This is a genomic window from Anabaena cylindrica UHCC 0172 (genome assembly GCF_034931625.1).
Lineage (GTDB): Bacteria > Cyanobacteriota > Cyanobacteriia > Cyanobacteriales > Nostocaceae > Anabaena > Anabaena cylindrica_A.
The window spans coordinates 63,181-77,437 of sequence record NZ_JAYGGY010000080.1; the positions used below are offsets into that span (position 1 = coordinate 63,181).

Genomic DNA, 14,257 nt, shown 5'->3' on the forward strand with positions numbered 1-14,257 from the left:
AAATCAGCAGTTTTAAGCAGGGTACAAATATGACGGATTTACTTAATGGACGAGTTAAAACTCAGCTAGTACAAAATACAGATAGATATGATGAATTAGCGATTGAAGTCCCAGTAGAAATAGTAATTAGAGATGATTGGTCTGACATAACCAAAGAATCCCTTGATAGTTTACCCCAAGTTTGGACAAGGGGACTACTCTACTTTTTGGTAATATTTGTATCTATAGTTTTACCTTGGGCAATCCTATCTAAAGTAGATGAAACTGGTACTGGTAGAGGCAGAATTGAACCTAAAGATAAAACAATTAAACTTGATGCGGCTGTGTCTGGTACGGTGTCGGAAATTCGCGTCAAAGAGGGTGATTCCGTTAAAGCTGGACAGACTTTATTGTTGTTAGAATCAGAATTGGTAAAATCGGAATTGCATCAAGTACAGGATAAATTAGAGGGACAACTAAACCGACTATCTCAACTCAATTTATCCAAAAATCAATTAGTTGTATCTTTATCAACTCAACAACAACAAAATCAATCTCAACAATTAGAAAAACAAGCTCAAGTAGACCAAGCACAACAGAATATTACTGCCTTGAATAATGCCTATCAATTACAAAAAGAAGAAAGATTATCTCAAGTCAATCAAGCCCGACAAACCCTAGAACAAAGTCAAACTGCTAGTAGATTAGTAGAAAGTAGTTTAGCCAGTACGCAACGCGAAGTAGAACGATATAGCAAATTAAATAAAGAAGGTATTGTTCCCGAAATTAATGTTGTGGAAAAGCAAGATATAGCTAAAGATAAACAACAGTTACATGAACAAAGTAGATCAGATGTTAAACAGGCTAATTTACGTTTAGCAGAACAACTAAATAGTTATGAGCGAAATATTCGCCAAGCTAAAGCAGATATTGAACAGGCTAAATTGCGACTGAAGGAACAGGAACGAGGATATCAAAGCCTAGTCCGTTCTGGTCAACTAGCTATGTTAAGAATTCAGGAACAGCAGAAAACTTTAGCTACAGAAATTACTTCTTTACAGGCAGAAATTTCTCAAAGCAAAAGCCAAATTGAATCATTAAAATTCCAATTAGGGCAACGAGAATTAAAAGCTACTGCTAGTGGGACATTATTTCAATTGCCGATTCAAAAAGCCGGTTCGGTTGTGCAAGTGGGGACAATGATGGCGGAGATTGCACCGCTTAATTCGCCTTTAATAATTCGGGCGCAAATGGCAACTACTGAAAGTGGATTTTTGCGATTAGGATTACCAGTAAAAATAAAATTTGATGCTTATCCTTTCCAAGATTATGGCATAATTTCAGGGGAGTTAATTAAAATTTCACCAACTACTATAGAAATAGATACACCTAATGGTAAAGTTGCAGCTTACAATTTAGAAATTTCTCTGAAACAGAATTGTATTCCCTCTGCGAATAAATGTATTGCTTTACATCCGGGGGATACAGCAACGGCTGAAGTAATTGTGCGTCAGCGCCGCATTATTGATTTTCTAATTGATCCATTTAAGAAGTTGCAAAAAGGAGGTGTAAAATTATAAAAATTATACCTCCCCTCAGATTTACGACTTCTAAAATCAGTTAATGATATTTTTTAGAAAATGAAAAAAGAAGTCAGGGATATTAATTTTTAGTTTCTGCTTTGTGTTTTTTTAACTAATTTCAGGAGAATATTATGTCACAACCTATTACCATTACTAAAGAAGATATTTTTCACCAATTTCAGTATTCTTGTAAAATTCCCGAAATCATTGAGCAAATTGTTTCTCGGAAGGTGATTATATCTGCTGCGGAAAAAGCTGGAATCCAGGTAGAAACAGAAGAACTGCAAAAAGTAGCAGATCAAATCCGATTAACTAATCAACTAAATAGTGCTGATGATACCTGGAAATGGTTGGAAAAACATCATTTGTCTTTGGATGACTTTGAAGAAATTGTCTATACCAACCTTATTTCTAACAAGTTACTTAATTATCTATTTGCTGATCAAGTTGAACCCTATTTTTTTGAGAATCAACTCAATTATATGGGTGCAGTGATGTATGAAGTTATTCTTAGTGATGAAGACTTAGCGATAGAACTCTTCTATTCTATTAAAGAAGGTGAAATGAGTTTCTATGATGTGGCGCACAAATATATTCAGGATGTAGAATTACGGCGCAAAGGAGGATATTTAGGAGCGATAAGTCGGAGAAAATTAAAACCAGAGATTTCCGCTGCTGTTTTTACTGCTACTCCTCCCCAGGTTCTCAAGCCAATTTACACTTCTAAGGGAGTACATCTGATTCTGGTTGAGGAGATTATTCAACCAGAATTAAAGAATACTCTGCGCTTGCAAATTATGTCAGATTTGTTTTCTGAATGGCTGAAGCAGCAATTAGAACAAGTGGAGGTTTTGAGAAATTTTGAATAATCTTCTTATTTCTGGATATTAGCTTGTAACCAGCCTTGGAAGAGAGATTCTAATATTTGATCTCTAACTTGATTTAGTTCAGGATGAAACCACTTCTCCAGTCGAATAATATGGTAGCCCAATTTTGTTTGTACTGGACCAATAATATCTCCTTCTTTGTGATCTGCGATCGCTCCTGAAATTTCTGCCATCAGTTCTGTGATAAAGCGAACACCAGCAAATCCGCCATTTTCCTTCGATTGTTTCCCTTTAGAATACTCTAATGCCAAGGCACAGAAAGAAGCCTCCTCCTGCCGAAGTGCTTGGGTGATTTTCATCGCTGTTGTCAAGTCACTCACAAGAATCTGAGACAAAGCAACACGTTTATAGTCATTACGGTTAGCAAGGTAATGAGAATCAACTGCTGCACCAAAAAGATGTTCTTTTAATTTTTGTGTCAGCAGTGTTACTTGAATACCTTGTGACCAATCCTCCACACTAATTCGTTGTTGAGATAGCCATGCGAGGGTTTCAGAAGCTCCTAAAAGCTTGTTTTCTTGACGAAACTTATCTCCCGCAACTTGCAATTCTGCTTCGGAAACGGTAATACTTAACTGTTCACAAACATTCAAAATTAGGGTATCATGTTCAGCTAAATCAGCAATTTCAGCTAATTTATAAGAATAGCGAAGATATGCAAGTATTTTCTCATCAGTTGATGGCAGGATGTCTTTTAGCGATAGCTTTTCTAAAGTTTCTTGCATAATTAATTTAGGTGTTTAAGGACGATAAATTAAACGTTCTTGAGGAATATGTGGAACTTTGGTTGGAGAACGATGTAAATCCCCATACAAATTAAGATAATCAAGTTCCTCTGGCATTAAATTACCATGTTCTAGTCCACTAATTGCCGCATCAATTTCATTTCGGTTTCGCATACCTGTCAAACAAACATCTACACAATTTTGACTTAAGGAATAACGATATAAATCAGGTACAGAGGGTTGCCAACATCCATCCGGTAAACCAGGAGGAGCTTCCCACAAAAGACCACTATGAGAACCTGTAGACTTAAATGTGACAATTCCCGGTCTTTGTGAATTGTGGAAATCTAGCTGATTAAAAATCTGATTTTGAGCAGAACGATGAGCAACATTATGTCTAACCATTACCACATCTAGTAATGAACTATCTAACCATTGACTTGCCAAATTTATATCATGAAAAGAAGCACCAATGTAACGAACAGCGCCCATTTTTTTCATTTGCTCAGAAACGCCAAATATTCCTTCCAAGGTGCGTTGATAAACACTATTCGGTCCTTTAATATCTGGAGAAATATCTAAGCACCTCTGGAAACTTAAATGATCATCTGCATCAATCCAACCCCAAAAAAAGATGTCAATATAATCAATTCCTAGCTCTCCAAATTGATCTAACAGCGCTGCGATCGCCATTTCTGGCTTTTTGATATAACTTACAGTTGCCAGAACAACTTTTTCTCGAATTGAAGAACCCCTCTGACACATTTGGCGAATTGCTCCCGACATTGAGGAGTAAATATGGTGGTGCAAATCGCTGGAATAGAAAAAGTAATTGATTCCCTTGTCAAAGGCGTAGAGTGTATCTTCACTAGAGATACTACCACCACCACCTAAGCCTAAACAACTGACTGTTAAATCGGTTTTTCCCAATTTACGGTAAAAGGAAAAATCGGATTCTTGAGATTCGTTAATTATGGAACTATTCTGTTTTAATGGAGATGAAGAATTATCTACAATGTCTAATATTTTCATCAGATTTATCTATATTTGTTGTTCTATTTAGAATATTTTACTCTATTGAGAACTTTTATATAGCAATCCTATTTAATTTATGAATAGAGTTTTTAAAACGTATCACTGACAGGAGGCGTATCAATATTACTCGGTTAAGAAAATTTGTAGGTTGGGTTGAACGGAGTGAAACCCAACAAAGCCCTGAAAATGTTGGGTTTTGTTCCTCAACCCAACCTACACTCAAGTAGTTTTTTAGGCTTAACCGAGCAGAGAGCGCAGAGGTAAAGAAAAATAGATGTTCATATATTATTTAGGATTGCTATATACAGATCATGAATGATGCGAGTGATCTCTAAATATCTTATAGGAAAATAAAACAACAAAAATCGCCAGTGTTAACCAAGCAAAAATCACTTTGATTAAGGGTATTTCCGAATTACTCAAGTTGATTAAATTAAAACTACCAACATTTTCTATTAATGCTATAGATATGCCAAGAGATATGAAAGAAATAGCTCCTAAATAATCTGCATAAAAAATAAAAGGAATTCCCACAACAATACTAAATACAGCTAAAGTGATTCCCAGATTCATAATAATTATTCTCCTGTTTTGGTAATACTATCTTAAAAACAAAATGTCAATAAATGAAGGTTGAGTTAATTTCGTTTTGAGAAATAGCGACAATTTTAAATAACTGTCACATATTTCTCATTTATGATCTAATTATTCTCAAGCCTAGAAAATTGCTTGAACGATGTTCACGGTAGCTTTAGTAATTTGATAAGTTGCAGCGGCACTCATACTAACAGCTAGAAGAGGTGTGATTCCACCTTGAGTCAAGTCTAATTCAGAATCAGTTAACTCATTCAAGTAAGTTTCGTTATCAAAAAGCAGATCAGCACCTGCTGGATTTAAGTCACGGATAGAAATTGCAGACATGATTTAGCCCCTAAATTTACTTTGTGTTTAAGTTAATTAATTATCTGGTTGTTTCAGCGATCGCACCAGCAGCACTCAAAGCAGCACCACCAACAAACCACCATGTATTTACAGCTACGGTGTAAATAATAACGGGTGTGATTCCACCATTTGTACCAGTTAATTCTTGTTCAGTTAAGTCATTCATGAAACTTTCAGAATCCATGAACAAATCAGAACCAGCAACGTTTAAATTGGAAATGCTAATAACAGCCATTGTCTTAATCCTTAAGTGAAGTTAAATCTCAGACTGAGCTTTTATTTACTCATGCCTTTCAGTTATTTATTATTAGTTATTTAATCAAGATGATCAATAGTTCCAGTTAATTCTAAACAACCTTAAATAAATTATTTATGTCCCTTAATTTTAACGATTAAATATCTTCTGCGAACTCAAAATTCATGAATAAATTTAATGGTTGTAAAATGATTATTTTAATGGTTTTAAGTAAACTATTTATGTCCCTTAGTATTTTCTAATTTTGGCTTTGTTTTACTCTTTCACAAATTGATATCTAATTAAAAAGAGACGTAAATAATTACGTCTCTATGTACAAGAAGTCAGAATCAAACGCAGCTAAACGCAGATGAACACAGATAATTGGCGTTGCTGACTTGATGTATGAAATTCCCAAATTGAACCTTTAAAACTCTTACCTTTGCGTCTTTGCGCCTTTGCGTGAGACTAAAATTCATACCCTTAATCAGCAACGCCAGATAATTTTGTACCTGATTAGACTAGGAAACGCTATAATGGGATATAAATATCTTCAGAATTAGCATTCAAATAAGTACGCTCTATATCAATTCCCAAAAGAGAAAATTGCCCTAAAATTAACTGCATCCGATTTTCTGGTGAATTATCTCCTTGATACCAAGCTTCTAATAAACCATTTGCGACTATTTGACACCGATTCATACCAAAACTTTCTTGAGCCGCAAACTTTGTATCTGGTTCTTCTGCTAATCCTAATCCCGGTGCAATCTGCATTGTAAATAGAGGAACTTCTGATTGAAAATATGCTTTATTTTCTCTATAAACAACTTGTAAAACTTCCCTAACTCTCACATAGTCTATTTTATCAAAATATAAAACACCTGAATCGTGTCTTCCATAGTCTTTTGGATTATATAAAACTTTGAAACTAAAAGAAATATCTAACTCATTTAGTCTCTTTGTCAGACTTTTCATTACGAGACTAGTACCTTCAGGAATTATATTAAAATATATGCGTACAGTTACAGGATGATGTTCAGTTTTTCTACCATGACTAAATCCCTGATTACTAACTGCCATATAAAAACCATTTTGTACTCGATTTTTAGGCAACAGAATCGCCACTACATCACCAACAACAGCAGCTTTTTCAAAATCTTGTAAATGTTTATCTCTTTGAATATGTAACCTTAAACCGCCTTTAGTAACTGCTACACTTCCATCAGTTTCTTCTCTAATAACTACCCAGCCAGGATCAAAATAACCTTCTCCACAATTACTTTCGTGTAATTGCTCATAAAATCCCATATCTATCCCTAGAACAGTATTATTTTCCAAATCTAAAGGCAACCCATTTGCCTCTCCATCTAGTGCTAATGCACTTTGCATCGAACCATTATAGTAGATGCCATAAAGAAAACTTCGCAGTTGTAAACTCAGATATTTTTGCTGCATTTCTACTGGCATTTTCTGAAACCGTCCAACCACCTCAGTTGGTAATTCTAAGGGTTTATAATCGGCATGATGAATATAGAAATTAGATTTAATATCAATTTTATGAACCATGTCTTGGAGTATATCTAATAACTGATTATTGGATTTAACTATTGACTGGTTGTGAGAAGATTTTAATAATTGCATAATTATTTATTGGTAATAAAATGAATTAAACAGCAGTAGAATTAAAGCTAGTTACTTGAACAGCATCATCACCAAAAATAGTTGGCATTGACTGTTCAGGACGACATAATAATGATTTAGCAACTTGAAGCATAGCAATGCCTGTATTACCAAGAGATTTTTGATATTGAATCATTGCATAAATCTGTTGAATTAAGGCAAAACCAGCAAATTGGACTGTTCTTTGCAAGAAGTCAGAGCGGTGGTTTAAAATTTCTGGAAAAGTGTTTAAATAGGCTATAGTTAATGCACAAATTGAAGGCTGAAGTAGTTCTAAAGGCATCATTGCCAAGCGTAAAGATTCCTCAAGACTCAAGGAACTACTAATAACTAGGCTATTGAGCCACATTTGGACATAACTGCCGATAAGTGTTCCCAAATCAAAAGCTGGATCTCCCCAATCGGAACGTTCCCAATCAATTAACCGAACAACATTATGATTAGAGTTTTGCCAATCGTTGTGCAGAAGAATATTATTTAACTTCAAATCCTTGTGGGTGAGACAAGCAGGGGTTATGGATTTGGCTAGTTGTGCGATCGCTTGCCCCAAGCTATCATAACGTTGGTATAAACTGAAAAACTTTAATCCATCATCAGGGACTAACCCAAAAATTTCTGGTTCAACCCGTTCCAATCCCCGAATTATTCGTGATACTTGATCAGGCATTAAATTATCCGAACCCTGGGAGAAAAAATCCTGATATTCTTGATGGTTAAAAGTATCACGATGAATAGTACCTAAAATAGTGCCAATTTGCGTAGCAACTTCTATAGGAAATTTTTGTTCCTTCATATAGAAATCCATTAAATCCCGATAATCATCTAGATATCTAAAAACAATCATGGAATTTTCTGGATCAAAATGCAGCACTTCTGGCAAAAACAAGCGATACTTATTAAGATCGGGAAATTTTTGTAAAAACTCTTGAATTCTCCACTCAATTAAAAACTCACCAGCCGCTTTTCCTTCCTGATTATGTCGCTCTTGCTTAACTAGCAACTTATGACCATCTGCAAAAGTTAATAATAAATTAAAATTTTTGGCTGTAAGTGGTTCTATCTTAGTGGGAACTGGATCGCCGTGATTGGATAAACTCTGTGCAACTAAATAATCAAAAACATTGTGAGAATTTAAAATAAATGTCATGGGTTCTAAATTTATAAAATTATTAATACATTGGATTTACAGACTAAACAATATGTATGTTGACACCTAACAGTTACTAAAACAACTGCCATAAGCAAATTTTTTGGGACATAATTATTTTACTATTGACACAAATAAAACTAGAGATCCCCGACCTCTTAAAGAAGTCGGGGATATGGGTATCTTATTATTCAATCACCGAATAATAGAAACAGATGGTTGGTAAATATCCTCAGATACAGGAATTTGAATCACACTAATGTTAGGGAAAATAAAGATTCCGCCACGAGTAATATACAGTTCATCATCTTGCAAATCTATAAGAAAGGTTTCAGTATCTTGGAAAAACTGAAAACCAGCGGAATTTAAATCAGCAATCTTGAGTTGAGACATGGTAAATTTCTCCAAAGTGAGTTGTTATGGTTGTAAAATTTATCCGGTGAATTAGTCTTACCGAATTATTGGAACACCTGCTTCTTTCTCAATTCGATCTAAAGCTTTTTTAGCTCTAAAAAGCAATCTTAAATAGGTAACTTGACTATTCCAAGCAGAACGAGGTAACAAGCGATTGCTCTCTAATTCTTCTACACTATGAGAATCTTCTAAATTCATATCAACAGAATTTTAATTAACTAAGGATTCAACCAACTCCGGTGCTTTTTCCCAACCTTCTGGCCATTGAATTAAATCAGCCGTAAAGTGAAGAGAATCATTTTCTGGCCAAGGAGTATTAACAGGTTCTTCAATCAGTGCAAATTCCCCATTATCAAACGGGTTGCCATCTGCTTTCCGGTGAAGAAATACCCGTTCTCTGATACCACTTTTTTCCTGAGTGAGAGCGCGGTGATGACAGTAAGGATTATTACCTCGTTTATCAAAGAAAACATGGGCAGTCCAACTGCAACCACCGCGACAGAGTTCCGCAAATTCACAAGTCTTGCAGAACCCCCACAGATGTTCTGTTCCTTGGGGAGTACCAGCGCCAATATTAAACCGCAGTTCTTCCGTTTCTTCAATAATTGTTCGCAGTGAATGGTCGCGGATATTACCACCTGTATAAGCTGTAGTTGGTAGGGAAGGACAACCTTTAATTGCACCATCAGCTTCAATACCCAACGCAGATAATCCAGCACTGCATCCCTGCCAAAAAGACCAAGCATCTCCCCCGCGAAATAATCGCTCATAGGGTCCGTAATAGCCAATATTATTTCCTGCTTGTACCTGTATCCCTTCTTGCTTTGCCCGTTCAGCGACATGAGCAATCATCGGATATAAATCTATTAGTTCATAAGGTTGCAGTAAAATTTCGCTATTATCTGCTGCATTCCCCATGGGTACAGTTAATTGAATTTGCCAAGCGAAAATACCCGCGTCGCGGAGATGTTCGTAAATTTTAGGAAATTCTGGTGCAGAGAGACGATTAATTTGGGTATTGCAACCAAAAGGAATACCTGCTTCCTTCAAATTACTCATGGTCTTAAACGCCCATTGCCATGACCCTTGTTTGCCCCGAATATTGTCATGAGTAGCTTCTAAACCATCCACAGAGACAGAAACTACCTGAATACCTGCGGCTTTCATCTGACGGGCTGTTTCTAAAGTGATACCATAGCCCCCAGTGGTCATACCACAAAGCATACCGGCTTTAGTAATTGCTTGGGCAATTTCCAACCAATCAGGACGGAGAAAAGCCTCTCCTCCAATGATAGTAACTTCTGTAATTCCTACATCAGCCATTTGTTTAACTAAATCCAGAGCTTCCTCTGTAGAAAGTTCATTTGTCCTTGTATGACCAGCGCGAGAACCACAATGTTGACAAGCTAAATTACATTTAAGTGTAATTTCCCAAACTGCATAACTAATTCGGCGATAAGACATTCAAATATCCTCAATCAATTTCTTTAAAAAGGGACAGATATGTTCTCATCCATCCCTAGAAACTTAATATTTGTCGGTTAAGGAAATGTAGGTTGGGTTGAGCGACAGCGTAACCCAACATTACCAAGGATTTAGTTGGGTTTTGTTCCTCAACCCAACCTACGATATAACAAAGTCTTACCCTTAACCGAACAGTATTGCCTAGAAACTTAATTTGTGAGTTTGGCAATGGAGATTTCCTAAATTAGTGTGTTATCTATGATCACTCCATACAATAGCTGAATAGGTGGACGAATGACTCCATATAGTGGTTGGATCTTTGGCCATCCAGTGATGCCACCAAACACTCCTGCTAGTTCTTTTTCGCCTAAATCTTCCAGTTCATTGTCAGAATTAGCTGATTCTAACAATTTCAAAGTATATTCTTCATATTCTTCTTGAGTGAAATCATAGCCAGCAGCTTTAACTATTTGGCTACATTCTTCTTTATTTGCAACACTTTGAATTTGATTGCGAAAATCATCGTCAGCAACTAGTTGCTTGTAGAAATCTCTTACACTTCCTAAAGACATTGTTTTCTCCTTGCAAAAAATATTTGATGTGTGACTTTAAAATTTCAAAATTCCAGAAAAAGATTTAGAGTAGTCGTCCGATTTGACTGATGACAACTCCATATAATAGAATCGGAAAGCCTATAGGTAAAAGCACAGATGTTGCTCCACCAAAAACAGCTTCCAATTCTTTTTCATTTAGGTCTCTTAAACCTTCAGGAGAATTACCTGATTCCAACAATTGCTCTGTATATTCTTCAAACTCTTCTTGAGTGAAGTTATAACCAGAGGCCTTTAGAAATTCTCTACCTACTTCTTTGTTATCAACTTCTTGAATTTGGGTACGAAAATCTTCGTCAGCAGCTAATTTTTCGTAAAAAGCTCTCACGTTTTCTAAGGACATAATCTGCTCCTGAAATGATTTAAATGCAGTTTATTGTTTTGGTTAATTAGTATTTGGTGCTGCAACTTTAACGGCTAATTCAGATGCGTTGTAATTATCTGTAATTACTTGGGGACAACGCATACAAGCCACTTTTCCTTCTTGTTGCCACCAGCGACAATCCCGACGGATTGAACAAGGAGGTAATTCTTCTGTGGCTACGGGAAAATTTTCGACAATTCGTGTAGCTAAACCACAATTGTGTCCATCAAAATGTTGACAACCTGTTTCTGCACAAGGTGCTGCTGTACGGAATATTTCCGCAGGTGTAACTGGACTGGCTTTTGCTATTAATTCTTCTGTGATAGGTTGGGTTTGTTTCAGATAAGCTACACGAGGTTCTGTTGCTGTTCCACCAATAATACCAAAAACAACACTATTTTCAGATTCTGGTCTAGCACTGGGACAAAGTGTAGTTTTATCAGTTGCAATTTCTTTCATTACGCGCCTCTTGAAAAAATGACCAGCCGTACCCAACCTTTGCTTAGAAATTCGCATCTTACAAAAGCAGTTGTAGATGAGACTCAAACTAAATACGGCTGGGCAATTCTCTGATTATGTCAATACCTAAATGCTTTGAATTTTAGGATCAACTGCAATCAGTCCTATGGTGATAGGAGGGCAAATAATAATGCCTAAAATGATGGGGCTAATTAATGCGCCACCTGTTACGTTTTTAGCTTCTTCGTCAGATAAGTTTTCTACTGAATCTAAAGCTTCACTGCGACGTGCTACTGCATTGTTTACAGCTTCATCAATGAGGTCATTGATTTCAAATTGATTTTTCTTGTTGGTTTCCATGTTGATTTTCCTCTGGTTAGTATGTGTCTCTACTGCTCCATTTTATCTGTGAGGAAAATTATTCAAGTATAGTCCTGTAATATTTAGTGTCCATAAATAAACCTTTTATGTCACTAAAATTTCCAAGATTTTATTCATATCCCTAATTTACAATTGGAGAACTGGTTGAAATATTAGATATACTAAAAACGGGTTAAAAGTGTCATTCTGAACGAAGTGAAGAATCTCCGAGATACTTCGCTGCACTACGTTACGCTCAGTATGACATAAGTCCAGATTTCACCCGTTTGCAGTATAATACAAATGTCAGAATCAGGATGCCCAGGATTAAAGGATTAACAGGATGAAAAAAATACAGATATAGCGTTTCCTAATCTAATGAAGTACAAATTTATCTGCGTCTATCTGCGTTCATCTGCGGTTAATTCTTTCTTTTTGTACCTCACTTGAATGGCAATACTTGTCGGTTAAGAAAATGTAGGTTGGGTTGAGCAACAGCGTAACCCAACATTATCAAGGATTTTGTTGGGTTATGGCTTCGCCACACTTCGTGAACGTGCCTCAACCCAACCTACTATATAATGACTTTTGAGCCTTAACCGAGCAGTATTGACTTGAATGGGAATTGCTATAATTAGGGCTTGCTGATAGCGTGGTGGTAGCTATATCTGACTATAAATCCTCATGCAATGCCCCTAATTTCCTAATCTCCGGCCAAATCATCGCCGTAGCCACCACTACCAAAATCGTTCCAATACCCCCAGCAACCACAGACAACACTGGCCCAAATAAAGCCGCAGTCAAACCAGATTCAAAACCCCCCAATTCATTAGATGCACTGATGAATACACTATTGATAGCTGCAACACGACCTCGCAAATGGTCAGGAGTGCGAATTTGCACCAAGGTATGACGAATCACCACGCTAATGCTGTCTAACACCCCGCTAAATGCCAACATCAATAACGACAACCACACCCAACGAGACAGTCCAAAAATAATTGTCACAATCCCAAACCCGACAACCGACCAAAGTAAGGCTGGTCCGGCTTTGCGAATAGGTGGCAAATATATTAATAATGCTGCCATAGTCAATGCACCTATAGATGGGGCTGCTTGTAAATAGCCCAATTCTACTGGACCAACGTGCAGAATATCTTTAGCAAAAACGGGCAGTAATGCTACTGCACCACCTAGCAAGACTGCAAATAAATCTAGGGTGATAGCTGCGAGAATGAGTTGATTATTCCAAACAAATTCAGCCCCAGCAGCTAGGGTTTTTAGAGATATTGGTTCTTTGGTAAAGTTGGTTTTTTGCGGTTTGATGGCTGCGGTGAGGAAAAAACATAATAGTGCTGCGATCGCAGATAATAGATATACTCCCGTTGCACTTCTAAAAAAAGCAATACTAAATCCTCCCAAAGCTGGCCCAATTACCGACGCTATATGAAAGGTACTACTATTCCAAGTCGCTGCATTGGTAAAAGCACTCGTAGGTATCAACTGCCACATCATCGCATCACCAGCGGGTTTGAGGAATGCCCTGGCTACACCTGTTAGTAATAAACAGCCGTAAACTAGAAAGATGGCACCTTTGTTGTAGGAAATAACAGCTAAAGCTATTGAGCAAAGAGCTAATAGTAAAATTGAGAATAAACTAATCTGTTTCCGGTCATTTTTATCAGCAACGTGTCCTGTAATCAAAGTCAACCCAATAATCGGTACAACTTGTGCTAACCCGATAAAACCCAAGACTATTGCTGAATTTGTCCGTTCATATAGCTCCCAACCCAGCGCCACGGTCTGCATTTGTCCGGCGGTGAAGAGGACTACACGCCCAATAATAAATAACCGATAATCTCGAAATCTCAAAGCTGCAAAGGGATCGTGTGCAGCTTTATCGTTATGGTGATTTGGTTTCTGTTTGCTCGAAGACATTTTTTAGTAGAGTCAAGCCGGATTCAATATGTGATACTTGCTCTGGTGTCAAACCCTGTAGAATTTCCACAATTTCTCCGCGAGTTTTCTCCTGAGATTGCTCTAAAAGCAGCTTTCCTTCTCTCGTCAGATTCAGGACTACTCGTCGTCGTTCTTGAGGATTATCTGTACGTTGCACCAGATTTCGTTGCACTAATTTTTCTATAGTTGTTGATGCTGTAGCACAGGTGACACCTAAATGATCTGCTACCTCAGACAAGGAAGCACCAGGATTGCGATTGAGAAAGGCGAGCGATCGCAACTGTGGTATAGATAAAGAGTCAGAACTGTGCGATCGCATTTCGGCTCGGATAAACCGCATCAATAAGGGGACTGTTTCCATCACCCTAGCAGCACATTCTTCAGAGGGTTTATCCAAACTCATAAGACTGTTT

At 37.0% G+C, this 14,257-nt stretch carries 18 protein-coding genes; 2 read left to right on the forward strand and 16 right to left on the reverse strand.

Annotated features, from left to right (window positions below):
• Nucleotides 1-29 precede the first annotated feature (29 nt).
• Both VB713_RS15885 and VB713_RS15890 read left to right on the forward strand, forming a co-directional pair.
• Nucleotides 30-1,559: an HlyD family efflux transporter periplasmic adaptor subunit gene (locus tag VB713_RS15885; protein ID WP_323312478.1), complete on the forward strand. Its 1,530-nt coding sequence runs from the start codon at nucleotides 30-32 to the stop codon at nucleotides 1,557-1,559.
• Between the two features lie 134 nt (nucleotides 1,560-1,693).
• On the forward strand, nucleotides 1,694-2,431 hold the full coding sequence (locus VB713_RS15890; RefSeq protein WP_323312479.1) for a peptidylprolyl isomerase: 738 nt from the start codon (nucleotides 1,694-1,696) through the stop codon (nucleotides 2,429-2,431).
• 5 nt (nucleotides 2,432-2,436) lie between these two features.
• Here the strand turns inward: VB713_RS15890 and VB713_RS15895 are convergent, their stop codons facing one another.
• From VB713_RS15895 to VB713_RS15970, 16 genes are all read right to left on the reverse strand, one after another.
• Nucleotides 2,437-3,174: a peptidylprolyl isomerase gene (locus tag VB713_RS15895; RefSeq protein WP_323312480.1), complete on the reverse strand. Its 738-nt coding sequence runs from the start codon at nucleotides 3,172-3,174 to the stop codon at nucleotides 2,437-2,439.
• Nucleotides 3,175-3,189: 15 nt separating this feature from the next.
• Nucleotides 3,190-4,206, reverse strand: coding sequence for an aldo/keto reductase (locus VB713_RS15900; RefSeq protein WP_323312481.1), 1,017 nt, complete (start codon nucleotides 4,204-4,206; stop codon nucleotides 3,190-3,192).
• A 312-nt stretch (nucleotides 4,207-4,518) separates the two neighbouring features.
• Complete coding sequence (locus tag VB713_RS15905) at nucleotides 4,519-4,782, reverse strand: hypothetical protein (RefSeq protein ID WP_323312482.1); 264 nt, start codon at nucleotides 4,780-4,782, stop codon at nucleotides 4,519-4,521.
• Nucleotides 4,783-4,926: 144 nt separating this feature from the next.
• Nucleotides 4,927-5,130 carry a hypothetical protein gene (locus tag VB713_RS15910; protein WP_323312483.1) on the reverse strand — a complete coding sequence of 68 codons (204 nt, stop codon included), beginning with the start codon at nucleotides 5,128-5,130 and terminating at the stop codon, nucleotides 4,927-4,929.
• Nucleotides 5,131-5,170: 40 nt separating this feature from the next.
• Nucleotides 5,171-5,386 carry a hypothetical protein gene (locus VB713_RS15915; protein WP_323312484.1) on the reverse strand — a complete coding sequence of 72 codons (216 nt, stop codon included), beginning with the start codon at nucleotides 5,384-5,386 and terminating at the stop codon, nucleotides 5,171-5,173.
• A gap of 531 nt (nucleotides 5,387-5,917) precedes the next feature.
• A complete protein-coding gene (locus VB713_RS15920) occupies nucleotides 5,918-7,027 on the reverse strand; it encodes a T3SS effector HopA1 family protein (RefSeq protein ID WP_323312485.1) in 1,110 nt (369 codons plus the stop codon).
• Nucleotides 7,028-7,052: 25 nt separating this feature from the next.
• A complete protein-coding gene (locus VB713_RS15925; RefSeq protein WP_323312486.1) occupies nucleotides 7,053-8,213 on the reverse strand; it encodes a phosphotransferase family protein in 1,161 nt (386 codons plus the stop codon).
• Between the two features lie 195 nt (nucleotides 8,214-8,408).
• Nucleotides 8,409-8,606 carry a hypothetical protein gene (locus VB713_RS15930; protein ID WP_323312487.1) on the reverse strand — a complete coding sequence of 66 codons (198 nt, stop codon included), beginning with the start codon at nucleotides 8,604-8,606 and terminating at the stop codon, nucleotides 8,409-8,411.
• A gap of 57 nt (nucleotides 8,607-8,663) precedes the next feature.
• Nucleotides 8,664-8,825 (reverse strand): hypothetical protein, encoded by a 162-nt coding sequence (locus VB713_RS15935; protein WP_323312488.1) that lies wholly within the window; start codon nucleotides 8,823-8,825, stop codon nucleotides 8,664-8,666.
• A 12-nt stretch (nucleotides 8,826-8,837) separates the two neighbouring features.
• Nucleotides 8,838-10,091 (reverse strand): nif11-class peptide radical SAM maturase 3, encoded by a 1,254-nt coding sequence (locus VB713_RS15940; RefSeq protein WP_323312489.1) that lies wholly within the window; start codon nucleotides 10,089-10,091, stop codon nucleotides 8,838-8,840.
• A gap of 239 nt (nucleotides 10,092-10,330) precedes the next feature.
• On the reverse strand, nucleotides 10,331-10,663 hold the full coding sequence (locus VB713_RS15945) for a Nif11-like leader peptide family natural product precursor (protein WP_323312490.1): 333 nt from the start codon (nucleotides 10,661-10,663) through the stop codon (nucleotides 10,331-10,333).
• A 64-nt stretch (nucleotides 10,664-10,727) separates the two neighbouring features.
• Entirely contained in the window at nucleotides 10,728-11,045 is a 318-nt protein-coding gene (locus VB713_RS15950) for a Nif11-like leader peptide family RiPP precursor (protein ID WP_323312491.1), read from the reverse strand.
• Nucleotides 11,046-11,087: 42 nt separating this feature from the next.
• Nucleotides 11,088-11,525: a nitrogen fixation protein gene (locus tag VB713_RS15955; protein ID WP_323312492.1), complete on the reverse strand. Its 438-nt coding sequence runs from the start codon at nucleotides 11,523-11,525 to the stop codon at nucleotides 11,088-11,090.
• 126 nt (nucleotides 11,526-11,651) lie between these two features.
• Entirely contained in the window at nucleotides 11,652-11,885 is a 234-nt protein-coding gene (locus VB713_RS15960) for a hypothetical protein (RefSeq protein ID WP_323312493.1), read from the reverse strand.
• 672 nt (nucleotides 11,886-12,557) lie between these two features.
• Complete coding sequence (locus tag VB713_RS15965; RefSeq protein WP_323312494.1) at nucleotides 12,558-13,823, reverse strand: MFS transporter; 1,266 nt, start codon at nucleotides 13,821-13,823, stop codon at nucleotides 12,558-12,560.
• Nucleotides 13,789-14,247: a MarR family transcriptional regulator gene (locus VB713_RS15970; RefSeq protein ID WP_323312495.1), complete on the reverse strand. Its 459-nt coding sequence runs from the start codon at nucleotides 14,245-14,247 to the stop codon at nucleotides 13,789-13,791. Before VB713_RS15970 ends, VB713_RS15965 begins: the two co-directional genes overlap by 35 nt.
• Nucleotides 14,248-14,257 lie beyond the last annotated feature (10 nt).

Bases quoted from the DNA above. Each gene is read 5' to 3' on its own strand.
- VB713_RS15935 (WP_323312488.1), bottom strand. From the start codon at position 8,825: ATGAATTTAGAAGATTCTCATAGTGTAGAAGAATTAGAGAGCAATCGC.
- VB713_RS15895 (WP_323312480.1), bottom strand. From the start codon at position 3,174: ATGCAAGAAACTTTAGAAAAGCTATCGCTAAAAGACATCCTGCCATCA.
- VB713_RS15925 (WP_323312486.1), bottom strand. From the start codon at position 8,213: ATGACATTTATTTTAAATTCTCACAATGTTTTTGATTATTTAGTTGCA.
- VB713_RS15930 (WP_323312487.1), bottom strand. From the start codon at position 8,606: ATGTCTCAACTCAAGATTGCTGATTTAAATTCCGCTGGTTTTCAGTTT.
- VB713_RS15960 (WP_323312493.1), bottom strand. From the start codon at position 11,885: ATGGAAACCAACAAGAAAAATCAATTTGAAATCAATGACCTCATTGAT.
- VB713_RS15940 (WP_323312489.1), bottom strand. From the start codon at position 10,091: ATGTCTTATCGCCGAATTAGTTATGCAGTTTGGGAAATTACACTTAAA.
- VB713_RS15920 (WP_323312485.1), bottom strand. From the start codon at position 7,027: ATGCAATTATTAAAATCTTCTCACAACCAGTCAATAGTTAAATCCAAT.
- VB713_RS15900 (WP_323312481.1), bottom strand. From the start codon at position 4,206: ATGAAAATATTAGACATTGTAGATAATTCTTCATCTCCATTAAAACAG.
- VB713_RS15915 (WP_323312484.1), bottom strand. From the start codon at position 5,386: ATGGCTGTTATTAGCATTTCCAATTTAAACGTTGCTGGTTCTGATTTG.
- VB713_RS15965 (WP_323312494.1), bottom strand. From the start codon at position 13,823: ATGTCTTCGAGCAAACAGAAACCAAATCACCATAACGATAAAGCTGCA.
- VB713_RS15890 (WP_323312479.1), top strand. From the start codon at position 1,694: ATGTCACAACCTATTACCATTACTAAAGAAGATATTTTTCACCAATTT.
- VB713_RS15970 (WP_323312495.1), bottom strand. From the start codon at position 14,247: ATGAGTTTGGATAAACCCTCTGAAGAATGTGCTGCTAGGGTGATGGAA.
- VB713_RS15885 (WP_323312478.1), top strand. From the start codon at position 30: ATGACGGATTTACTTAATGGACGAGTTAAAACTCAGCTAGTACAAAAT.
- VB713_RS15910 (WP_323312483.1), bottom strand. From the start codon at position 5,130: ATGTCTGCAATTTCTATCCGTGACTTAAATCCAGCAGGTGCTGATCTG.
- VB713_RS15955 (WP_323312492.1), bottom strand. From the start codon at position 11,525: ATGAAAGAAATTGCAACTGATAAAACTACACTTTGTCCCAGTGCTAGA.
- VB713_RS15945 (WP_323312490.1), bottom strand. From the start codon at position 10,663: ATGTCTTTAGGAAGTGTAAGAGATTTCTACAAGCAACTAGTTGCTGAC.
- VB713_RS15950 (WP_323312491.1), bottom strand. From the start codon at position 11,045: ATGTCCTTAGAAAACGTGAGAGCTTTTTACGAAAAATTAGCTGCTGAC.
- VB713_RS15905 (WP_323312482.1), bottom strand. From the start codon at position 4,782: ATGAATCTGGGAATCACTTTAGCTGTATTTAGTATTGTTGTGGGAATT.